Annotated in this window: 23 protein-coding genes; 15 read left to right on the top strand and 8 right to left on the bottom strand. The window is 54.5% G+C overall.

The genetic code is table 11. The features are described 5' to 3' along the window. Position 1: 1 nt before the first annotated feature. From sapD to pspF, 7 genes are all read right to left on the bottom strand, one after another. On the bottom strand, positions 2-994 hold the full coding sequence (sapD, locus tag ACOTXI_RS15825; RefSeq protein ID WP_008501228.1) for a putrescine export ABC transporter ATP-binding protein SapD: 993 nt from the start codon (positions 992-994) through the stop codon (positions 2-4). Beyond that, positions 994-1884 (bottom strand): putrescine export ABC transporter permease SapC, encoded by an 891-nt coding sequence (gene sapC / locus ACOTXI_RS15820; RefSeq protein WP_025913072.1) that lies wholly within the window; start codon positions 1882-1884, stop codon positions 994-996. Before sapC ends, sapD begins: the two co-directional genes overlap by 1 nt. Next, on the bottom strand, positions 1871-2836 hold the full coding sequence (gene sapB / locus ACOTXI_RS15815) for a putrescine export ABC transporter permease SapB (protein ID WP_058653295.1): 966 nt from the start codon (positions 2834-2836) through the stop codon (positions 1871-1873). The genes sapC and sapB overlap by 14 nt, the downstream gene beginning before the upstream one ends. After that, positions 2833-4473 (bottom strand): ABC transporter substrate-binding protein SapA, encoded by a 1641-nt coding sequence (sapA, locus tag ACOTXI_RS15810; RefSeq protein ID WP_008501231.1) that lies wholly within the window; start codon positions 4471-4473, stop codon positions 2833-2835. Before sapA ends, sapB begins: the two co-directional genes overlap by 4 nt. A gap of 459 nt (positions 4474-4932) precedes the next feature. Next, the gene (locus tag ACOTXI_RS15805; protein WP_225828787.1) at positions 4933-5070 is read right to left on the bottom strand and encodes a hypothetical protein; all 138 of its coding nucleotides are present in this window, start codon (positions 5068-5070) and stop codon (positions 4933-4935) included. Between the two features lie 168 nt (positions 5071-5238). Then, entirely contained in the window at positions 5239-6120 is an 882-nt protein-coding gene (locus tag ACOTXI_RS15800; RefSeq protein ID WP_058653294.1) for a hypothetical protein, read from the bottom strand. A gap of 76 nt (positions 6121-6196) precedes the next feature. After that, positions 6197-7171, bottom strand: a complete 975-nt coding sequence (gene pspF, locus ACOTXI_RS15795) for a phage shock protein operon transcriptional activator (protein WP_058653292.1) — start codon at positions 7169-7171, stop codon at positions 6197-6199. Positions 7172-7337: 166 nt separating this feature from the next. On the opposite strand from pspF, the gene pspA reads away from it, so the two are divergent. The 15 genes from pspA to ACOTXI_RS15720 all read left to right on the top strand — a co-directional run bounded on the left by pspA (position 7338) and on the right by ACOTXI_RS15720 (position 21777). Then, positions 7338-8006, top strand: a complete 669-nt coding sequence (gene pspA / locus ACOTXI_RS15790; protein WP_021240283.1) for a phage shock protein PspA — start codon at positions 7338-7340, stop codon at positions 8004-8006. A 49-nt stretch (positions 8007-8055) separates the two neighbouring features. Further along, positions 8056-8280: an envelope stress response membrane protein PspB gene (gene pspB, locus ACOTXI_RS15785; protein ID WP_008501236.1), complete on the top strand. Its 225-nt coding sequence runs from the start codon at positions 8056-8058 to the stop codon at positions 8278-8280. Beyond that, positions 8280-8639 (top strand): envelope stress response membrane protein PspC, encoded by a 360-nt coding sequence (gene pspC, locus ACOTXI_RS15780; RefSeq protein ID WP_049122307.1) that lies wholly within the window; start codon positions 8280-8282, stop codon positions 8637-8639. Before pspB ends, pspC begins: the two co-directional genes overlap by 1 nt. Before the next feature lie 12 nt (positions 8640-8651). Continuing rightward, positions 8652-8876: a phage shock protein PspD gene (gene pspD / locus ACOTXI_RS15775; protein WP_023292260.1), complete on the top strand. Its 225-nt coding sequence runs from the start codon at positions 8652-8654 to the stop codon at positions 8874-8876. A 196-nt stretch (positions 8877-9072) separates the two neighbouring features. Beyond that, on the top strand, positions 9073-10770 hold the full coding sequence (locus ACOTXI_RS15770) for a sugar phosphorylase (RefSeq protein ID WP_058653290.1): 1698 nt from the start codon (positions 9073-9075) through the stop codon (positions 10768-10770). A 14-nt stretch (positions 10771-10784) separates the two neighbouring features. After that, complete coding sequence (locus tag ACOTXI_RS15765; protein WP_058653288.1) at positions 10785-12077, top strand: ABC transporter substrate-binding protein; 1293 nt, start codon at positions 10785-10787, stop codon at positions 12075-12077. Between the two features lie 22 nt (positions 12078-12099). Continuing rightward, a complete protein-coding gene (locus ACOTXI_RS15760; RefSeq protein WP_008501242.1) occupies positions 12100-12981 on the top strand; it encodes a carbohydrate ABC transporter permease in 882 nt (293 codons plus the stop codon). Then, positions 12968-13810 (top strand): carbohydrate ABC transporter permease, encoded by an 843-nt coding sequence (locus ACOTXI_RS15755; protein WP_058653287.1) that lies wholly within the window; start codon positions 12968-12970, stop codon positions 13808-13810. The genes ACOTXI_RS15760 and ACOTXI_RS15755 overlap by 14 nt, the downstream gene beginning before the upstream one ends. Positions 13811-13838: 28 nt before the next feature. Next, positions 13839-14891 carry a zinc-dependent alcohol dehydrogenase gene (locus ACOTXI_RS15750; protein ID WP_058653285.1) on the top strand — a complete coding sequence of 351 codons (1053 nt, stop codon included), beginning with the start codon at positions 13839-13841 and terminating at the stop codon, positions 14889-14891. Positions 14892-14908: 17 nt separating this feature from the next. Next, on the top strand, positions 14909-15697 hold the full coding sequence (locus ACOTXI_RS15745) for a sugar phosphate isomerase/epimerase family protein (protein ID WP_021240278.1): 789 nt from the start codon (positions 14909-14911) through the stop codon (positions 15695-15697). 11 nt (positions 15698-15708) lie between these two features. Further along, positions 15709-16767: a Gfo/Idh/MocA family protein gene (locus tag ACOTXI_RS15740; protein ID WP_031274909.1), complete on the top strand. Its 1059-nt coding sequence runs from the start codon at positions 15709-15711 to the stop codon at positions 16765-16767. Then, the gene (locus tag ACOTXI_RS15735; RefSeq protein WP_058653284.1) at positions 16761-19046 is read left to right on the top strand and encodes a glycoside hydrolase family 65 protein; all 2286 of its coding nucleotides are present in this window, start codon (positions 16761-16763) and stop codon (positions 19044-19046) included. Before ACOTXI_RS15740 ends, ACOTXI_RS15735 begins: the two co-directional genes overlap by 7 nt. Continuing rightward, positions 19036-19701: a beta-phosphoglucomutase gene (pgmB, locus tag ACOTXI_RS15730; protein WP_058653282.1), complete on the top strand. Its 666-nt coding sequence runs from the start codon at positions 19036-19038 to the stop codon at positions 19699-19701. Before ACOTXI_RS15735 ends, pgmB begins: the two co-directional genes overlap by 11 nt. A 13-nt stretch (positions 19702-19714) precedes the next feature. Beyond that, entirely contained in the window at positions 19715-20797 is a 1083-nt protein-coding gene (locus tag ACOTXI_RS15725) for an ABC transporter ATP-binding protein (RefSeq protein ID WP_058653280.1), read from the top strand. A 65-nt stretch (positions 20798-20862) separates the two neighbouring features. Beyond that, positions 20863-21777, top strand: a complete 915-nt coding sequence (locus ACOTXI_RS15720) for an OmpG family monomeric porin (protein WP_058653278.1) — start codon at positions 20863-20865, stop codon at positions 21775-21777. A 35-nt stretch (positions 21778-21812) separates the two neighbouring features. On the opposite strand, the gene ACOTXI_RS15715 is transcribed toward ACOTXI_RS15720, so the two are convergent. After that, positions 21813-22823, bottom strand: a complete 1011-nt coding sequence (locus ACOTXI_RS15715) for a LacI family DNA-binding transcriptional regulator (protein WP_008501251.1) — start codon at positions 22821-22823, stop codon at positions 21813-21815. Positions 22824-22842: the final 19 nt, after the last annotated feature.

Raw genomic sequence — 22842 nt, 5'->3', positions numbered from 1 at the left:
TTCACTCTCTCTCCATGTTCAGCGGGAAATGACAGGCGTAAAGATGATTTTTGGCCCCGGTCAGGCGTGGCGTCTCGATACATTTACGCTGAGCATACGGGCAACGCGGCCCCAGACGACAGCCTATCGGCAACGATTCCAGCAGCGGAATCGCCCCGGGCAGGGTATTCAGGCGGCTCTTATGCGGCATGGCGCTGCCAAAATCGGGAATAGCGCGGATTAGCGCCTGCGTATACGGGTGGTGCGGCGCGGTGATCAGGTCTTCACTCGGCGCGGTTTCAACCGTTTGTCCGCAGTACATCACATCAATTTTATCCGCCCATTTGCTGAGCATTTGCAGGTCATGGCTGATCAGCAAAATGGTGGTGTTGTTGTTCTGGTTAAGACGCGACAGCAGGCGGAAGATTTGCGCCTGCGTGGTGGGCTCCATCGCGTTCGTCGGTTCATCCGCAATCAGCAAACGCGGCTGATTGGCCAGCGCGATGGCAATCATCACTTTCTGACATTCACCGTCGGTCAGCTCGTACGGGAAGCTGCGCATCGCATCTTTGTGATCTTTGATCCCGACGCGGTGTAAAAGCTCAATGGCACGACGCTTGCGCCAGCCCACGCGTTGCCACCAGCGGCCTTTATAGGTCCAGCCGGGGATGTTCTGCATCAGCTGTTTGCCCACGCGCTCGGACGGGTCGAGACAGGACTGCGGCTCCTGGAAAATCATGGAGACGTTGTGCCCGACCAGCTTACGCCGCTCGCGGGGAGAGAGGCGCAGCAGGTCGATATCATCAAACCGCATACGGTCTGCGGTGACGCGCCAGTTATCTTTCGCCACGCCGCAGATGGCTTTGGCGATCAGGCTTTTGCCTGATCCGGATTCCCCCACCAGCCCGCGGATTTCACCCTCCGCGAGGGTGATGCTGATGCGATCGACGGCTTTGACCCAGCCTTCACCGGTTTTGAATTCAATGGTGAGGTTGCGAATATCAAGAAGCGGCATTATTGCACCCCCGCGTTAATTGCACGGCGAATACCGTCGCCCAGCAGGTTGATCAGCAGCACGCTCACCATGATGGCCGCACCCGGCAGCATAACCGTCCACGGCGCCACGTAAATTAACTCCAGCGCGTCACCGAGCATCGCACCCCATTCAGGCGACGGCAGCTGCGCGCCGAGGTCGAGGAAGCCGAGCGCCGCGATGTCCAGAATCGCCATCGACAGGGCGCGGGTGATCTCGGTGACCAGCCCGGACGCGATGTTAGGCAACACGGCAAACCACAGAATATTGAAGGTGGTCGCGCCGTCCAGACGCGCAGCGACGACATACTCTTTTTCCAGCTCGTCATGCACCATGCTGTAAACCGAGCGTACGATGCGGGGCAGGATAGCCAGCCAGACGGCGAACATGGCATGCGACAGGTGCGGACCGGCAAAGGCAACCACAACGATCGCCAGCAGCAGAGACGGAATCGACAGCAGCGTATCCAGAATGTGGTTAAGCACCGCCGAGCGCAGGCCATGCGTGGATCCCGCAAAAATACCCAGCGCCAGCCCGCAGATCGTGGCCGCGAGCGTCACCACAAACGCGCCGCCCACCGTCGGGGCTGCACCGCTCAGCAGGCGGCTTAACACGTCACGTCCGAGGTCGTCCGTTCCCAGGAAGAAAGAGACCTCTCCGTAGCGCGACCAGGACGGCGGCAACAGCTGATAGCCAAGGAACTGCTGGTCAATGCCGTACGGCGCAAACCAGGAGCCAAAGACACAGAGCAACACCAGACCGGCGCAGCCATAAAGGCCGATCATTGCCGTGGTATCACCATAGAATTTACGCCACACGGTACGCAGCACACCGGGCGTGCGCTTTTCACTGTATACGTTATCGTAGGGCATACCATTCCTTATGCTTCAATGGGTTGGCCATGGCACCCAGAATATCGGACAACACGTTAACAATAATCACCAGCGAACCAATCACCATCACCCCTGCGGAAATCGCGGCGTAGTCCTGCTGGCGGATAGCGTTAATCAGCCACCGCCCGAGGCCAGGCCAGCTAAAGACCATCTCGGTGATCATGGCCAGCGTGAGCATGGTGGAGAACTGTAATCCCAGACGCGGAATAACCGGCGGCAGGGCGTTGTGCAGGACGTTGCGGCGCAGGATGGTCAGGCGCGACAGTCCGCGCGTGGCGGCGGCTTTGACATAGTTCTGGTCAAACACCTCAATGGTGCTCAGGCGCATCAGGCGGATCACTTCGGTTGTTGGCGCAACCGCCAGCGTCAGTACCGGCAGCACCATATGGCGCAGGGCGCTGACGATCATCTCATGCCGCCACACGGAATCGGACAGCCACGCGTCGATAATGGCAAAGCCCGTCAACGATTTAACCGTATAGAGCAGGTCAAAACGTCCCGAAACCGGGAGCCAGCCCATTGTCAGCGAGAAGAAAAGCGTCAGCAGCAGCGCCAGCCAGAAGACCGGGATGGAGAAGCCAAGCAGGGCGAGGGCGCTGATAAACTTATCCTGCCATTTGTTGCGATATATCCCGGCCAGCATGCCCACGGGGATCCCGACCATCAGGGCAAAACCGAAGGCCAGAATGCACAGCTCCATCGTGGCCGGGAAAACCTCTTTCAACTGCTCGGAAATCAGCTGCCCGTTAATGCTGGACACGCCGAAATCCCAGTGCAGCAGCCCGTTAAACCAGAAGAGCCAGGCATCCCACAGCGACGATCCCTGGAGCGGGGCGTGGGGCGTGAAATAGCTCAGGCTAAAGCCGACAAAGTTCAGGAAAAAGAGCGTCACCAGCAGCAACAGGAGCCGGCGCAAGGTAAAAATAATCATGGTTTTTTCACCTCTTGTTCTTTTTCACGCGACACGCCGGCGAACGAGGCGTTGCCAAACGGGCTCAGCACCAGGCCTTTAATATCATAGCGATACGCCTGAAGGCGCAGGGAAGAGGCCAGCGGCAGCACCGGGAGTTCCTGGGCTAAGATCTTCTGCGCTTCATCATAGGCGTCGATGCGCGAGGCCAGCTGTTGGGAAGCCAGCGCTTTTTGCAGCACGGCGTCAAACTCCCGGTTACACCAGTGGGCGTAGTTGGTCTGCGAGTTTATCGCCGCACAGCTCAGCAGCGGCCGGAAGAAGCTGTCCGGGTCGTTGCTGTCGGTGGCCCAGCCGGTGAGGGTTAAATCATGATTCATGTCCATCAGGCGCGCCTCCTGGAAACGGCCCTCTACCGGTACGATGATCACTTTTACGCCCACCTGCGCCATATCCGCCTGCAGCAGTTCGGCGGTCTTGAGCGGGCTCGGGTTCCACGCCTGGGAGCTGGTCGGCACCCAAAGCTGCAGCGTGAGGTTTTCTGCGCCCAGCGCTTTCAGCTGTTCACGCGCTTTTGCCGGATTGTATTCCGTAATTTTAGCCTCACCGTCGTAGGCCCACGAGGCGCGCGGTAAAATTGAGGCGGCGGTTTCCGCCGTACCGTAATAAATCGACTGCATCAGGCGCTGGTTGTTAATGGCCAGCGCAAGGGCGTGACGAACGGCAGGGTTATTCAACGGCGGCTTATCGGTGTTAAAGGCCAGATACGCGATGTTCATCCCCGGGCGTAGCGTCAGACGCAGGCGCGGATCGTCGCGCAAAATCGTGAGCTGGCTGGCGGCAGGCCAGGCAAGCACATCACATTCCCCGGTGAGCAGTTTTGACAGACGTCCCGTCCCGCCGGAACCCAGATCGACCACCACCTGCGGCATCAGCGGCGTACCCCGCCAGAAATGCTCGTGGCGCTGCAGACGAATATATTGCCCGGCGCGGTATTCGGCCAGCTGGAACGGACCGGTGCCGACCGGCTGACGATCGAGCAGTTCCTGACGATCTTTTTTCGTCAGCTTCGCCGCGTATTCGGCCGACATGACGGACGCATAGTGGGTTGCCAGATGCCACAGGAATGAGGCATCCGGGCGCGTCAGCGTAAATTCAACCGTGCGGTTATCCAGCTTGCGCACGCTTTTCACGGTGTCGGCAAACTGCAGGCTGTCGAAATAGGGGAAATTGCTGCCGTTAACGTTATGCCACGGGTGATTGCGGTTGAAGATACGCTGGAAGGTGAAGACCACGTCATCCGCATTCAGCTTGCGCGAGGGGGTAAACCACGGCGTACGCTGAAACGCGACATCATCGCGCAGGTGAAAACGGTAGGTTGCGCCGTTATCCAGCACTTCCCAGCTTTCCGCAAGCTCGGGCACAAGACGGTAAGTGTACGGGTCTACATCAAGCAGACGATCGTAAAGCTGCGCGGCAAGGGTATCCACAATCAGGCCGCTGCCCGCTTTTTGCGGGTTGAAGGTATCCACCTGGCCGCTTACGCAATAGACGAAGCCGCTGTCACGAATGTCAGGCTGCGGCGTTTGCCCGGGCGCGGCAAAGGCCTGGCTGCTAAACAGACCAAGTGCAAAAAAGGACGATAAAACCAGACGCATAATTTTTAAGGTATTAAATATGAAGTGGCTATCCTACTAATTTTAAACGACATTATCCAGTATCGTTTAAGCCTGAGGGCATAATGGGGGCAGTAACGTTTACAGTCGGTCACTCAGCGTCACAACCCGATGCACGTTCATACCTGCAATCCACTTTGAATATACCTCATGAACTATCTTAGCATTTTCGTGGCGCATCTGACTCGCTATAAACGAAGGATTCGCTCCGGCGGATAGCATCAAGCTTGTGAATGTATGCCGTGAATGACAGGAAGACATGTTGTCGCTATCAGATCTGGGATCATACTTTCTGAAGAAAAATAGCCGGTAAAATGCGGCCGTTTATCACCAGATCTGAGAGCAGATCAAGTACGGGTAAGGCAATGGCATACGAACAGTCTAAATAGCATAGAGTAAAAATGCTCACTTTGTTGTTACGTGCGTACCTGCCACCCTGGTTCATTTTTTCAGCACTTTCATAAGCATCATCAGTACAAACGCTATCATTGCAGACAGGCCAAAATTGATCAGAATTGCTGTGAAATCATAGTTATTCATGGCTTCTTCACCATCGCCTGATATCTGGATATGTTGCATGAAAACATCATTAATCCAGCTGTCCGGGACGAGGGTAAACTGGCAATAAGTAAAACAACGAATATTATGATTTTCATCTCACACCACATTTACTGAAGTCAGGTACACCACGAACATCAATTTCGATTCCAATACCATTTTGGCTACCCTATTTGGCGGGTTGAATGGTCAGTTCCAGTATTCATATTTCGTCGTCATTACGGCCTTATGTTTTTCCACATACTGTTTACCCGTCCGATCGGCTGGGACAATCGTGGTATCCATATTGGCGCGTGTGCATTCTCCATGCGAGTTCCACTCCTCACACGTTGTCAGGTTTTTTTCAATGGTGAAATACGTCTGGGTCTTGCTCAGGGACAGATCACGGCCCTCGTTATCGTAGGTATACTCTTCTATGGTTGAGGGGGACACGGTTTTGATCAGGCGATCATTGTCATCATAGCTGTATACAGTTGTATAGTTATCTATCGCCAAACTTCCTTTGCTTACCACCCTTGCCAGCAACCCTGATGAATTGAATACGTAGTCTATTGCGCCCACTGTGGTTTTATCTTTATCTCCTGGTTTTGTGGCCGCAATAATCGAACGATTAACCACGTGGCTGATAAGTCCATTGTTGTTCAGCTGGTACATCCCCTCCAGCGTCTGCCGATATAATTGTGTGGCCTTCTGACTGTTGTTATCGACTATTACGCCGTTCGCATCCAACTGAATGCGCCAGCCAAATTCCGTTCTGTTTAACTGAATTTCATTGGTAGTCGTGAAAACATTTTTCGGTCCCGGTGAGGTTTTGACCTCTTTAACACTGCTGCCAGTGAGTTCACCGCATTGATCAAAGTTGCTTTGAGCCGATGCGCGGATATACCCATCAGGGCTATCAACAGTGATTTCGACTGACTTAGGGATTTCGGTTCTTGTCTGCTGGTTCAGGAGGATGAGGTTGTTCAATTTGTTTTTAGCGAAAGTTTCCGCTGTGCATTGTGCGGCATAAGTCTGAAATGAGCAGAGGGATAGGAAAGTAATAAGTATGTTTTTATTATTGAATGGCATTGTATGTTGTCCTAAGGAGTGGAGCAGTTATCCAGGCTTGGTTTTGTAAAATGTCTGCTGTTAAATGCTGATATTGTTAGCGCATTTGATGCTTTTTAAGCAATGCCCTTAACTGATGGTAGGTCAAACCCAGCAGTTCAGCCGCCCGTTTCTGGTTGTATTTCGCCATCTTCAGGCTTTGCTCCAGCAGCTGTTTCTCCTGGTCGTGCTGGAACTGGCGCAAATCAAGGGGAAGAGCAGGGGCGTCGCCTGGAGACGTTGGTGCGGACGGCGGCGCGTTGCGCTGAAAAGGATCGATAATGATGTTGTCCAGCTCCGTCTCGCTGCTGCCGTGGCGATAGACGGAGCGCTCCACGACGTTTTTCAGCTCGCGGATATTGCCCGGCCAGTGGTACGCGAGCAGCGTCTCCCGCGCATAATCGCTGAAGCCGGGGAACAGCGGCAGTCCGAGCTCGCGGCACATCTGAATCGCAAACTGGTCTGCCAGCAGCATAATGTCGCTTCTTCGCTCGCGCAGTGGAGGAAGCTGCACGACGTCAAAGGCCAGGCGGTCAAGCAGGTCGGCACGGAATGTTTCCTCCGCCACCCTCTCCGGCAGGTTGGCATTCGTGGCGCACACCAGGCGCACGTTCACCTGGAGCGGCTGGCTACCGCCGACGCGCTCCAGCTCGCCGTACTCAATCACGCGCAGCAGTTTCTCCTGCACCAGCATGGGCGCGGTGGCCAGCTCATCAAGAAACAGCGTACCGCCGTCGGCGCGCTCAAACCGTCCGGGATGGCGTTTCTGGGCGCCGGTAAACGCACCCGCTTCATGGCCGAAGAGCTCGGTATCGAGCAGGTTTTCATTCAGCGCCGCGCAGTTAAGGGAAATGAAGGGGCCGTCCCAGCGCCCGGATAAGTAGTGCAGACGGTTGGCGATGAGTTCCTTGCCCGTACCGCGCTCGCCGATAATCAGCACCGGTTTATTGAGCGGCGCCAGGCGAGAAACCTGTTCCAGCACCTCCAGAAAGCTGTTTGCTTCGCCGAGTAAATTGTCTTTGTATCCGGGCATGATGAAATTAACCACTCCTTAGCGATATTCACCAGGTAAGAATAGTTCTTCACTGCATGAAAATCAATCATGGCCTATTAAATCAATAAGATAAAAAGTTGGCACGGGAATTGTATTATCCATACAGCAGGGCATTGCCCGATAACAGAACTATGAGGAGTCAATTATGGGTATTTTTTCTCGTTTTGCTGACATCGTGAACGCCAACATCAACTCACTGCTGGAGAAAGCGGAAGATCCGCAGAAGCTGGTGCGTCTGATGATTCAGGAGATGGAAGACACGCTGGTTGAAGTCCGCTCTACCTCCGCCCGCGCGCTGGCTGAGAAAAAACAGCTTACGCGTCGTATTGAACAGGCCACCGCTCAGCTGAATGAATGGCAGGAAAAAGCAGAACTCGCGCTGCGCAAAGACAAAGAGGATCTGGCCCGTGCGGCGCTGATCGAAAAACAGAAGCTGGCAGAGTTGGTCGCGACGCTCGAGCATGAAGTGACGCTGGTGGATGACACGCTCACCCGCATGAAGAAAGAGATTGGCGAGCTGGAAAACAAGCTGAGCGAAACCCGCGCACGTCAGCAGGCGCTGACCCTGCGTCACCAGGCGGCAAGCTCTTCCCGCGACGTGCGTCGCCAGCTCGATAGCGGTAAGCTGGATGAAGCGATGGCCCGTTTTGAATCGTTTGAGCGTCGTATCGACCAGATGGAAGCGGAAGCTGAAAGCCACGGCATCGGTAAGCAGAAGTCACTGGATCAACAGTTCGCTGATCTCAAGGCCGATGATGAAATCAGCGAGCAGCTGGCGGCACTGAAAGCCAAAATGAAGCAAGACAACCAATAATAATGCCTGCGGCACCTGAACGTGCCGCATCGTAAGACAAGGAGTACACATGAGCGCGCTTTTTCTGGCTATTCCCCTGACGATTTTCGTGCTGTTCGTTTTGCCGATTTGGTTATGGCTGCACTACAGCAACCGTTCCTCACGGGGCGAACTTTCCCAGAGTGAACAACAGCGTCTGATACAGCTCTCCGATGAGGCGAACAAAATGCGTGAACGCATTCAGGCGCTGGAAGCCATCCTGGATGCTGAACATCCAAACTGGAGGGACCGTTAATGTCTGGACTGAATCTGAACAAAAAGCTGTGGCGAATTCCACAGCAGGGCATGGTGCGCGGCGTCTGCGCCGGGCTGGCTCACTATCTTGACGTCCCGGTTAAGCTGGTACGCGTGGTGACGGTGCTGTCGATCTTCTTCGGTCTGGCATTTATTACCCTGGTTGCGTACATCGTGTTGTCGTTTGTGCTTGACCCGATGCCGGAAGCAGAACTGGCGGCGGAAGGCGCTCCCACCAGCAGCGATCTCCTCAATGCTGTGGATGCGCAACTCGCAGCAGGTGAGAAGCGGTTACGGGAAATGGAACGTTATGTCACATCCGATACCTTTACGCTGAGAAGTCGTTTCCGTCAGCTTTAAGAGAGAAAAGAGATGAAACAACACTGGCAACAGGCCGGTCAGAAGGTAAAACCCGGCCTGAAAATCGCAGGTAAGCTGGTCCTGATGACCGCGTTACGTTACGGTCCGGCTGGGGTAGCGGGGTGGGCGATTAAATCGGTTGCCCGCAAGCCGGTCAGAATGGTACTGGCCGTGGCGCTCGAACCGCTGTTGCAAAAGGTGGCGAAACGGCTGTCACGCCGCTACTTATCCCAGTAGTTTCCGCTCGCAGCAGCCCTTTCTCTTCCAGGAGAGGGGCTGGCGATGATGACCCGCACTTCCTCATTTCACCTGCTTTCTTTGCGGCAGCTCACAATATTGCGCTGAGCTGCTTTGCAATCGCATTTTTCTCCTGCCCGGTCCGTTGACAGATATTTTTCATGGGAGTAGATTGCCATTCCGTGGGACCGCTACCATGGAAAATCAAGTGAACGAAAAAATTAAAGCACTCATTAATCTTGTTTATGGAAAAACGTTTTCTGAAGCACATCTTCATATGCTGCTGGAAAATATTGAAAAGGCCGCCTCTGTTATTACGGAAAGGCGTAAAATGGGCTGGGATGAAAAAGATATCGTTCTGATAACCTATGCCGATCAGTTTTCCGCGAAAGGGGAGAAAGCACTCCCTGTTTTTACACGTTTTTATAACAAATGGCTTTCGCATTCTTTTTCTCATGTCCATCTTTTGCCTTTTTATCCATGGTCTTCGGACGATGGCTTTTCTGTTATTGATTATCATGAAGTTGCGCCTGAAACGGGAACATGGCGTGACGTTGCTGAATTAAAACAGACAACCAGTTTGATGTTTGATTTCGTCTGCAATCATATGTCGGCCAAAAGTGCCTGGTTTGCTAATTATCTGAAGCAAATGCCGGGATATGATGATTTCTTCATTTCTGTCGATCCCGAGACAGATTTATCCGCGGTGACGCGTCCGCGCGCCTTACCGCTTCTCACGCCTTTCACACTTCATGATGGCAGCGTGCGACATCTGTGGACCACCTTCAGTGAGGACCAGATCGATCTCAACTTCGCCTCTCCGCAGGTACTGATTGCGATGGTCGACGTGCTGCTGCATTACCTTATTGAAGGGGCGCGATATATTCGACTGGATGCCGTTGGGTTCATGTGGAAAATACCGGGAACGAGCTGCATTCACCTTAAGCAAACCCACCAGCTCATCCAGCTTTTCCGCGCCATTACCGAGGCTGTTGCCCCCGGCACGGTGATTATCACCGAGACGAACGTTCCGCATAAAGATAACGTCTCTTACTTCGGTAACGGCGAAAATGAAGCGCAGATGGTTTATCAGTTCTCGTTGCCTCCGCTGGTGCTACATGCCGTGCACAGCCAGGATGTCACCACGCTGAGCCAGTGGGCTGCGTCGCTGGCGTTGCCTTCCACCAAAACCACCTGGTTCAACTTCCTGGCCTCGCATGACGGCATTGGTCTTAACCCATTGCGCGGAATTTTACCGGAGTCGGAGATCCTTTCGCTTGTAGAAAAGCTCCAGACCGAAGGTGCGTTGGTTAACTGGAAAAATAACCCGGATGGCACACGAAGCCCGTATGAAATTAACGTGACCTATCTTGATGCCTTAAGTACGCGAGAAAGTCATGATAGCGAACGCATTGCCCGGTTTATTCTGGCCCATGCTGTCCTCTTAAGCTTCCCCGGTGTGCCTGCAGTTTATATTCAGAGTATTCTCGGCTCCCGTAATGATTATGATGGCGTAGAGCGCCTGGGATATAACCGTGCGATAAATCGTGAAAAATATGCCGCGGGTCAAATTGATTGCGCGCTTGAAGATAAAAATAGTCTCCGTTATCAGGTTTACAGTGCGTTAAGTCAGTTAATCGTATTGCGCCGGGCGGAAAAAGCATTCCATCCTGACAGTGAGGCTTATTTCAGTGCGTCAGGGAAGCATGTTTTAAAAATTGTCCGTGTGGCGGATTGCGGTGAGAAAATAACAGCGTTGTTTAATTTCAGTGATAATTCTCAAACGGTTGAGTCCGATATTCACTCGGGAAGGGAATTGATTAGCGGAAAAGATATTACCGACACGACTCTGATCCTAAATCCATGGCAGGTATTGTGGATTAAAGAAAACTAAAAAGGACCTTAAACATGAAAATACCCAGAATGGTGCTGATATCAGCACTGGTTTCGTGCGCCCTGTTATCAGGCTGTAAGGATGACAAAGCGTCCTCTGTCACCATTGAGTTTATGCACTCGTCGGTCGAGCAGGAGCGTCAGGCCGTTATTACGAAACTGATCGAAAAATTCGAGAAAGAGAACCCGGGCATCACGATAAAACAGGTACCGGTAGAAGAGGATGCCTACAACACTAAGGTGATTACGCTGGCGCGAACCGGCGCGCTGCCTGAAGTGATTGAGGTCAGCCATGACTATGCAAAAGTGATGGATAAAGAACAGCTTCTGGATCGTGACGCAATCGCTGAAGCAATTAAGGCGGTGGGGGAAAACACCTTCTATGACGGCATCTTGCGCGTTGTCCGCACGGAAGACGGCGCAGCCTGGACGGGCGTGCCGATCAGCGCCTGGCTCTCCGGCGTGTGGTACCACAAAGATGTGCTGGCCGCGGCGGGCATTGAGGAGCCGCATAACTGGGAACAGCTTCTGCAAGCCAGCCAGCGCCTGAACGACCCGGCTAAAAAACATTACGGCATCGCGTTACCGACTGCGGAAAGCGTGATGACCGAACAGTCGTTCTCTCAGTTTGCCCTTTCCGGTGGCGCGAACGTGTTTGATGCAAAAGGGAATGTCGACATCGATACCCCGGAAATGGCCAAAGCGCTGGCGTTTTATAAAGCGCTGGCTGCGACCACCATGCCGGGTTCGAACGATGTTATGGAGATCAAAGACGCTTTCATGAACGGTTCTGCGCCGATGGCGGTTTACTCCACCTACATCCTGCCCGCCGTCTACAAGGACGGAAACCCTGCCAACCTGGGCTTCGTTGTCCCGACTGAAAACTCATCGGCGGTGTACGGCATGATCACCTCGCTGACGATCACCACCGGACAAACCGAAGAGGAGACCAAAGCGGCCGAGAAGTTTGTTACCTGGATGGAACAGGCTCAAAACGCGACGGACTGGGTCATGATGTCGCCGGGCGCGGCGCTGCCGGTAAACAAAGGGGTGGTGGGCACGGATACCTGGAAAAACAACGACGTGATTAAAGCGTTTGGGCAGTTGCCTTATGAGCTGATTGCACAGTTCCCGAACGTGCAGGTGTTTGGCGCGGTTGGGGATAAAAACTTCACCCGCATGGGCGACGTGACGGGCTCCGGCATTATCAGCTCCATGGTACATAACGTCACGGTGGGGCAGAAGGACCTTAACACAACGTTAAGCAGCAGCCAGAAGCGACTGACTGATCTCATTACACAACGATAGGAGCGCTCTGCGGAAGGAAATTATGAAGACGTTGTTTTCTGGTCGTTCAGATATGCCTTTCGCCATGCTGCTGTTGGCCCCCAGCCTGATTCTGCTGGGGGGCCTGGTGGCCTGGCCAATGATTTCCAATATTGAAATCAGTTTTTTACGCTTGCCGCTCAATCCGCGCATTAGCGCCGTGTTTGTCGGCCTGGACAATTACATTCGCATCCTCGGCGATGCCGCTTTCTGGCACTCGCTGTGGATGACCTTCTGGTACACCGCGCTGGTGGTGATTGGCAGCACGGTGCTGGGGCTGGCCGTCGCCATCTTCTTTAATCGCGAGTTTCGCCTGCGTAAGACGGCACGTTCACTGGTGATTTTATCCTACGTCACGCCGTCTATTTCGCTGGTGTTTGCCTGGAAATACATGTTCAACAACGGCTACGGCATTGTGAACTATCTGGGCGTAGACCTGTTGCACCTGTATGACCAGGCGCCGCTGTGGTTCGACAACCCGAACAGCAGCTTCGTACTGGTGGTGCTGTTCGCGATCTGGCGTTACTTCCCGTACGCGTTTATCTCATTCCTGGCGATTTTACAGACGATTGATAAATCCCTGTATGAAGCGGCGGAAATGGACGGCGCGAATGCCTGGCAACGTTTTCGGATCGTCACGCTGCCCGCGATTATGCCGGTGCTGGCCACGGTGGTCACGCTTCGCACCATCTGGATGTTCTACATGTTTGCTGACGTCTACCTGCTGACCACGAAGGTCGATATTCTGGGCGTCTATCTTTACAAAACTGCTTTCGCTTTCAACGACTTGGGTAAAGCAGCGGCCATCTCCGTGGTGCTGTTCGTGATCATCTTCGCTGTGATTCTGCTGACCAGAAAAAGGGTGAACCTCAATGGCAACAAATAAACGCGTACTGAGCCGTATTGGTTTTTATCTCGGGCTGGCGGTATTTCTGATCATCACGCTCTCCCCGTTCTTCGTGATGCTGATGACGTCATTCAAGAGCGCCAAAGAGGCGATCTCGCTGCATCCGACCATTCTGCCGCAGGCGTGGACGCTGCAGCATTACATCGACATCTTTAACCCGCTGATCTTCCCGTTTGTGGATTACTTCCGAAACAGCATGGTGGTGTCGCTGACCTCATCGGTGATTGCCGTGTTTCTCGGTACGCTGGGCGCTTACGCCTTGTCCAAGCTGCGTTTTAAGGGACGCACGACGATCAACGCGAGTTTTTACACCGTCTACATGTTCTCCGGCATCTTGCTGGTGGTGCCGTTGTTCAAAATCATCACCGCGCTGGGGATCTACGACACCGAGCTGGCCCTGATTATCACCATGGTGACGCAGACGTTACCGACGGCGGTGTTCATGCTGCGCAGCTACTTCGACACCATCCCGGACGAAATAGAAGAAGCCGCAATGATGGACGGCCTTAACCGCCTGCAAATCATCTTCCGTATTACCGTACCGCTGGCGATATCCGGGCTCGTATCGGTGTTTGTCTACTGCTTCATGGTGGCGTGGAACGACTATCTGTTTGCGTCCATTTTCCTGTCCAGCGCCAGCAACTTCACCTTGCCGGTCGGGCTGAACACGCTCTTTAGCACACCCGATTATATCTGGGGTCGCATGATGGCGGCATCGCTGGTGACGGCACTTCCGGTGGTCATTATGTACGCCCTGTCTGAACGTTTTATTAAAAGTGGTTTGACCGCCGGTGGCGTGAAGGGCTGAGGCGGCCAATTTTAACAAGGAGTCAATCATGAAAAAATTAGTTGCGACAGCGCCACGCGTGGCGGCGCTGGTGGAATATGAAGATCGTGCTGTGGAAGCACATGAAGTGAAAATTCGTGCCCGCTTTGGTGCCCCGAAGCACGGCACTGAAGTGGTCGATTTCCGCGCCGCAAGCCCGTTTATCGATGAAGAGTTCAACGCGGAGTGGCAGATGTTCACGCCGCGTGAAGAGGGCGCAGCGCGCGGAATCGAGTTCGGTAAGTTCCAGCTGGGCAACATGATTGTTGGCGACATCATCGAATGCGGTGCGGACGTCACGGAATACCAGGCTGGCGATCGCGTTTGCTGCTACGGTCCGCTGCAGGAGACGGTTATCGTGAATGCCGTCAACAACTACAAGCTGCGCAAAATGCCGCAGGGCGCATCCTGGAAGAACGCCGTCTGCTACGATCCGGCACAGTTTGCCATGAGCGGCGTGCGTGATGCCAACGTCCGCGTGGGCGACTTTGTTGTCGTGGTCGGCCTGGGAGCCATCGGACAGATTGCGATTCAGCTGGCGAAAAAAGCTGGCGCGTCAGTTGTTATCGGCGTTGATCCGATCGAACACCGCTGCGAGATCGCCCGTCGTCACGGTGCGGACTACTGTCTGAACCCAATCGGCACAGACGTTGGTCTGGACATTAAAAAGCTGACCGGAAAGCAGGGCGCAGACGTGATCATCGAGACCAGCGGCTTTGCCGATGCGCTGCAGTCCGCGCTGCGCGGCCTCGCCTACGGCGGCACCATCTCCTACGTTGCGTTCGCTAAACCGTTCTCAGCAGGCTTTAACCTGGGGCGTGAAGCGCATTTCAACAACGCGAAGATTGTCTTCTCCCGCGCCTGCAGTGAGCCAAACCCGGATTACCCGCGCTGGAGCCGCAAGCGTATTGAAGAGACCTGCTGGGAACTGCTGATGAACGGTTATCTGAATTGTGAAGATCTGATCGACCCGGTTGTGACCTTCACCAGCAGCGCTGAAAGCTACATGAAATATGTGGATCAGCATCCGGAACTGAGCATCAAAATGGGCGTCACTTTTTAAGCTAAGGAAAGCAACTCATGAAAATCGCAACACAAAATCAGGCCTTTTTCCCGTCAAACATTCTGGAGAAATTCGAGTACATCAAGGCGATGGGTTTTGATGGCTATGAGATTGACGGCAAGCTGCTGGTGGAAAATCTCGCCGAGGTGAAAGCGGCGATTAAGGCCACCGGCCTGCCGGTCACGACCGCCTGCGGCGGATACGATGGCTGGATTGGTGACTTTATCGAAGAACGTCGTCTGAACGGTTTAGCGCAGATTGAACGCATTCTGGAAGCCCTGGCCGAAGTGGGCGGCAAGGGCATTATTGTGCCTGCAGCCTGGGGAATGTTTACCTTCCGTTTGCCGCCGATGACCTCTCCACGCAGCCTGGAAGGCGACCGCAAAGCGGTGAGTGCGTCGCTGCGCTGGCTGGATGAGGTGGCCGCGCGCACCGGAACCACCGTCTACCTGGAGCCGCTGAACCGCTATCAGGATCACATGATCAACACCCTGGCTGACGCACGACGCTATATCGAAGAGAACGGCCTCAAGCATGTGCAGATCATCGGCGATTTCTATCATATGAACATTGAAGAAGATTCGCTGACGGAGGCGCTGCATCAGCACCGCGATCTGCTGGGCCATGTGCACATCGCCGATAATCACCGTTACCAGCCGGGAAGCGGTAGCCTCGATTTTGCCAGCCTGTTCAATCAGCTGCGTGCGGATAATTACCAGGGCTATGTGGTTTACGAGTGCCGCGTACGTGCTGAAGATCCCGCTCAGGCTTACCGGGATTCCCTCACTTATTTACGCGAATGCTAAGGATGACGAGCGTGATGAGTGCTTCAACAACGTCGCCACTGCGCGTCGCCATCATTGGCGCCGGGCAGGTTGCGGACAAAGTGCATGCCTCGTATTACGCCACGCGCAGTGATGTTCAGATGGTGGCTGTCATGGACAGCCGCCTCGAACAGGCACAGGCTTTTGCGGAGCGTCATGCCATACCGTCGGCGTGGCAGGACGCGTGCGCCATGCTGGAGGCGGTTAAGCCGGACGTGGTGAGCGTTTGTTCGCCAAACCGATTTCATTTTGAGCATGTGATGGCGGCGCTGGAGGCCGGCTGTCATGTGATGTGCGAAAAACCGCCTGCCATGACGCCGCAAGAGGCCGACGAGATGCGGATCGCTGCCCGCAAGGCGGGCAAAGTGCTGGCATATGACTTCCATCACCGCTTTGCGCTCGACACGCAGCTGCTGCGCGAGGCCGTGATGAACGGAACGCTGGGCGAAATCTACTTCACCTCGGCGCAGGCGCTGCGGCGCTGCGGCGTGCCGGGCTGGGGCGTCTTCACCAATAAAGCGCTGCAGGGCGGTGGGCCGCTGATTGACATTGGTATTCACATGCTGGATGCCGCGATGTACGTGCTGGGTTTCCCGGCGGTCAAAAGGGTCACGGCGCACGGTTTCCAGAGGCTGGGAACCCGGAAAAGCAGCGGCCAGTTTGGCGAGTGGGATCCTGCTCAGTTTACGGTGGAAGATGCCCTGTTTGGCACCATCGAATTCTGCAACGGCGGCATTTTGCGTCTGGACACCTCGTTTGCGCTGAATATCCGCGAGCAGTCGATCATGAATGTCGCGTTTTGCGGTGAAAAAGCGGGGGCGACGCTTTTCCCGGCACATATTTATCAGGATGACGCCGGGGCGTTACAGACCCTGATTCAGCGTGAAGAGGCTGACGATCAGCGCCATTTACGCAGCATGGAGGCCTTTGTCCGCCACGTGCAGGGAGAGCCCGTAATGATTGCAGATGCTGAACAGGGGCTGGTGATTCAGCAGCTTGTCGCGGCGCTTTATCAGTCGGCAGAAACAGGAGAAAGCGTAACATTATGCTGAGCGTGTCTGTATTAACCGATCCGGGCTTTTGTCCGCACAGTCTGAATAAGTACGCGTCCATTATGGCATGCGGTAACGGCTACATGGGCATTCGCGCTGCGCATGAAGAAGATTACACCCAGCAAACCCGAGGGATGTATCTTGCGGGCTTGTATCACCAGGCGGGACGTAATGAGACCACTGAGCTGATCAATTTGCCCGATATCACCGGTATCGAGGTTGAGCTGGACGGGGTGAATTTTACCCTTCTGTCCGGGGACATTCTTGAGTGGCAGCGCGAGCTGGCGTTTGCCAACGGCGAGCTGCATCGCCGCGTTGTCTGGCGCTCGCCCAACGGAAAGCGCTATCGCCTGGAGAGTCGTCGTTTTGTCTCTCTCGATCAGCTGCCGCTTGTGGCCATGCAGCTTGCGATCACCCCGCTGGATGCAGCCTCGCAGGTGGTGATGAAAACCGGTATTGATGCCACACAAACCAATACCGGCCGTCAGCATCTGGATGAAATTTCTGTCAGGGTATTCGACCAGCACTATATGCAGGGTGTGTATGAAACACAGGACCGGGCCTCTGACGTTGTTATCTCGGCTTTTTGTCAGCTATCAGCAGACAGCGAAAGCTGCTTTACCGCTAAAAATCGTCGGCTCTCTGCTCACTATTCCCTGACGATACCGCAGGGTGACACTGTCACGCTGGATAAGTTGGTCTGGGTGGCCCATCGCAGCGATAAAGCCCTGTCGCAGGAATCTTTCGCGCGCGGCGCGCTGGCGGATCTCAAGGTTTGTGCAGCAAGGGGTTATGCCTCGCTGCTGGAGAGTTCAGCCTGCGCATGGGAAGACGTATGGCGTGACGCCAGGGTGGAAGTGGCTTCTGCATCTCCATCTCCTGACGATCAGATGGCGCTGGACTATGCCGTCTGGCATCTGACCACCATGACGCCAGCCCATGATGAGCGGAGCAGCATTGCCGCTAAGGGCTTGACCGGCGAGGGGTATAAAGGCCATGTCTTCTGGGACACCGAAATATTCATGCTGCCTTTCCATCTTTTCACTCGTCCGCAGGTGGCCCGCAGTCTGCTGCGCTATCGCTGGCTGAACCTGGCCGGGGCCCGGGAAAAAGCCCGCCGCAACGGCTGGCCGGGCGCGCTGTTCCCGTGGGAGAGCGCCGCAAGCGGCAAAGAGGAGACGCCGGAGTTTGCAGCCATCAACATCCGTACGGGCATGCGGCAGAAAGTGGCCTCCGCCCTGGCCGAACACCACATCGTGGCGGACATTGCCTGGGCCGTTGTGGCCTACTGGCAGGCCACGCGTGATGACGCATTTATGCGCAATGAAGGGCTGACCCTGCTGGTAGAGACGGCAACGTTCTGGATGGGCCGCGCTACGGAGATTAACGGGCGCCTGGAAATTCATGATGTGATTGGGCCGGACGAATACACCGAACATGTGAATAACAACGCCTACACCAACTATCTGGCCTGGTACAACGTGGCCAGCGCATGTCGGTTTATGTCGATGTTTGAGCGTGAAGATGCCTGCTTCATGGAGAAGGCGACCACCTTCCTGGCCCGCTTGTGGCTGCCGGAAGCCGACGCCGGGGGAGTTATCCCGCAGGACGATTCGTTCATGGCGAAACCGGCGATCGATTTAAGCCGCTATAAAGCCAAAGCGGGTAAGCAGACCATCCTGCTGGATTACTCTCGCGCGGAAGTTAACGAGATGCAGATCCTCAAGCAGGCTGACGTGGTGATGCTTAACTATCTGTTGCCGGAGAAATTTACCCCCGCCCAGTGCGCGGCCAACCTGGCGTTTTACGAGCCACGTACGATCCATGACTCTTCGCTGAGCAAGGCCATTCACGGCATTGTGGCCGCCCGCTGTGGCGATACGGAAGGGGCCTACGCCTTCTGGCGCGCTGGCGTGGCTATCGATCTGGGCGACGATCCGCACAGCAGCGATGACGGCATTCATGCCGCTGCCACGGGGGCTATCTGGTCCGGCGTTATTCAGGGGTTTGCCGGCATGCAGATTGTTGAGGGCGAGCTGCACCTTGCGCCGAAGCTACCCGCTCGCTGGCGAAAACTTGCCTTCCCGCTGCGCTGGCAGAACGCTCGCCTGCGCTTCACGTTTGAAAATGACGTTTTAACCATCGAGACCACCGCGCCCGTCACGTTAACCCTGTGGGGAAAAACGGTATGCGTATCGGAGCGGCAGGCACTGTCTCGTAGGGAATTTCTTACGTCTTTTAATGGGACCGCTACCACGGAGGCCAGCCATGAAGCCTGAAGCTGTTGTATTCGATCTTGATGGGGTCATCACCGATACGGCGCATCTCCATTTTCTCGCCTGGCGTTCGGTCGCGCAGGAGATCGGCATCACTATCGATGAGGTGTTCAACGAGGAGCTGAAGGGAATTAGCCGCATGGAATCCCTGCAGCGGATCCTGCGACACGGTGGGAAAGAGGGGGCGTTTGACGACAAACAATGCCTGGCGCTGGCGGGGAAGAAAAATGCGCTCTACGTCGCATCGCTGTCGTCGTTGACCGAGGCGTCACTGCTGCCGGGCATCCGGGAGGTGCTGGCGGACATTCGGGCGGCGAAGGTCAAAATTGGGCTCGCCTCCGTTTCCCTCAACGCTCCTGGAATACTGCATGCCCTGGGTATTCATGACGCCTTTGATTTTTGCGCCGATGCCTCCCGTATCGTCTGTTCAAAACCGGACCCGGAGATCTTCCTCGCCGCGTGTGCTGGCCTGAACGTCCGCCCCGAGGCGGCCATTGGGGTCGAAGATGCGCCCGCGGGCGTGGAAGCGATCAACGCGGCGGGCATGCTGTCGGTCGGGATTGGCTCAGGCCTGACCCATGCGGGATTACAGCTTCATTCAACGCAGGAACTGACCTGGAAATGCCTGACCGATTTCTGGGCCTCCCGGGCGTATTGATAAGGAATTAAAAATGGCACAACTGTCACTGAAACATATTCAGAAAATTTACGATAACCAGGTCCACGTGGTGAAGGATTTTAACCTCGAAATCGAGGACAAGGAGTTTATCGTTTTTGTCGGCCCGTCTGGCTGCGGTAAATCGACGACGCTGCGCATGATTGCCGGGCTGGAGGAGATTTCCGCCGGTGAACTGGTGATCGACGGCGTTTGTATGAACGATGTGCCCGCCAAATCGCGTGACATCGCCATGGTGTTCCAGAACTATGCGCTTTACCCGCATATGACGGTCTACGACAACATGGCGTTTGGCCTGAAGATGCAGAAAATCGCTCCGGCGGTTATCGAAGAGCGCGTCAACTGGGCCGCACAGATCCTCGGTTTACGGGAGTACCTCAAGCGTAAACCCGGTGCGCTGTCCGGCGGCCAGCGTCAGCGCGTGGCGTTGGGCAGGGCGATCGTTCGGGAAGCGGGCGTGTTCCTGATGGATGAACCGCTCTCCAACCTCGATGCCAAGCTTCGCGTGCAGATGCGGGCTGAAATCAGCAAGCTTCACCAGAAGCTCAATACCACGATGATTTACGTGACCCACGATCAGACGGAAGCCATGACGATGGCGACCCGCATTGTGATCTTAAAAGACGGCATTATTCAGCAGGTCGGTGCACCGAAGCAGGTATACAACGAGCCGGCAAACATGTTTGTTGCGGGGTTCATTGGCTCGCCAGCCATGAACTTTGTTCGTGGTGCCATCGACGACCGCTATTTCGTCACGGAAACGCTGCGCCTGGCGATCCCGGAAGACAAGCTCGCTGCACTGCAAGCCGCTGGATATCAGCGTAAAGCTGTGGTCTTTGGGATCCGCCCGGAAAATATTCTCACCCAGCAGAGTAGCGGTGAAAATATCGCGGCGAAAGTCAGCGTAGCCGAACTGACCGGTGCGGAGTTCATGCTCTACGCCACCGTTGGCGGCCATGAGCTGGTGGTTCGCGCGGGAGCAGCGAATGATTATGCCGCAGGGGATAATATCGGCATCCAGTTCGATATGAATAAGTGCCATTTCTTCGACGCCGATACCGAAGCGGCTATTAGATAAGAAAGGTGTTTGCCGGAAATGCAAATTTCCGGTTTTTTGTTTGTTAATTATAAAGGGAATATTTTATGAGTACTCTACTAAAAAGTGCTGCGCTCGTGCTGTGCGCAGGGGTGAGCTGCGCACATGCAACAGAAACGGCTAAACAATGGGAATTTAATATTGGCGCGATGTATGAAATTGAAAACGTCGAAGGCCAGGGAGAAGATAAAGACGGATTATATGAACCCTCCGTGTGGTTTAATGCGACCTGGGATGCCTGGACTATTTCGCTGGCGATGTATCAGGAAGGACCGGTTGATTATAGCAGCATGACCCGTGGGACCTATTTCGATCGCCCGGAATTTGAATTACGCTATCGTTTTATTGGTACCGATGATTTCACGTTCGGTCTGACCGGTGGTTTCCGTAATTATGGCTATCACTTTAAGGATGAACACGGCGCCAGAAACGGCAGCGCAAATATGCAGCGCTACAAAATTCAGCCGGACTGGGATATTAAATTAACCGACGACTGGCGTTTCGGCGGCTGGTTTGCCATGTATCAGTTTGCTAACGATCTGGAAAAAACAGGCTACTCAGACAGCCGCGTCGAAACCGAAACGGGCTTTACCTGGACCATTAACGACACCTTTGCCGCTAAAGTGAATTACTATTTAGAGCGCGGTTTCAATATGGACGGTTCACGTAATAACGGCGAGTTCTCCACTCAGGAAATTCGCGCCTACCTGCCTATTTCATTGGGTCAGACGACCTTAACGCCTTACACCCGACTGGGGCTCGATCGCTGGTCGAACTGGGACTGGCAGGACGATCCTGAGCGTGAAGGACATGATTTCAACCGTCTGGGTATGCAGTACGCCTATGACTTCAACAACGGTTTATCCATGACGCTTGAATACGCCTACGAATGGGAAAACCATGACGAGGGTAAAAACGACCGCTTCCACTATGCGGGCGTTGGGGTAAATTACGCGTTCTGACCCGTGGGTCTTCCAGGGGCCTGGTGCCCCTGGTTTTAGCGCAGCGAGGCCGCCAGTAAAAAATGGGTATCAACCAGCACTTTTTGCGGGGCGGGGTGACCCGCAATACGCCTGAAGAGAAGATCGCAGCTCTCTTCCCCCAGTTTGCGGGTGGGGATATCAAAGCCGCCTGGTGCGGGCGTTAAAATGAGAGACAGCATCGGGTCACTGTATCCGGCTATCACCACCTGTTCCGGTATCATCAGATTTAACTCGTCCGCCGCGCGATAAAGGCCGAGTAATTTCATGCTGTCGGTAGCAAATACGGCATCAGGCGGCGTGGGTGAAGAGAGCAGTTCCAGAGCCGCCTTAAGTGCACTCTCATGGGTATAACCACCATCCATGATCCAGTCCGGGTTAATCGCAATATGGTGCTTTTCCAGACTGGCTTTATAACCCGCCAGGCGATCGATCGAAACATGATATTCAAGCGGCGCATGCAGGCAGGCAATTTTCCGGCGGCCGTTTTTGATAAAGGTTTCCGTCAGCGTGGCGCTGTCATGAAAATTATCCGTGTCGACGGAATAAATATTCTGATACTCACCTTCCACTTTGCCGATAACCACTACCGGTACGCCATACGCGTCCAGCGTGGTGAAAAAGGATTCATTTGCGGGTGAACTCAGCATGATGATCCCTTTGATCATCTTCTGTTTTATTTTACTCACGCATTTCAGGAGATCGTCTTCACTGCTTTTTGAGGTTTGTAAAATAACATCGAATCCTTCTTCTTCCGCTTTTGCCGTAATGGCATGAAGAACATCGGAGAAAAAAGGATTGCCGGCAGTGGTTTTGGTTGAACGGGTCGAAATAACCATAATGGCATCGAATCCTGAAGAGGTCAGGGCACGGGCCAGTTTGTTGGGCTGATAATTTAATTCGTCAATCGCCTTCAGCACTTTGTCACGCGCTTCAGGAGAAATATTCGTTTGTTTATTCAGAACGCGGGAAACGGTTGATTTCGATACGCCCGCAACCCGTGCGATATCATAAATGGTGGGTGACATACACCTTACTCACTCAGGA

It is taken from the genome of Enterobacter cloacae complex sp. BZL2005 (genome assembly GCF_049238885.1).
GTDB classification, from domain to species: Bacteria; Pseudomonadota; Gammaproteobacteria; order Enterobacterales; family Enterobacteriaceae; genus Enterobacter; species Enterobacter roggenkampii.
Note: the sequence above shows the minus strand (reverse complement) of the source record. Positions and strands in the feature narration are given on the sequence as shown.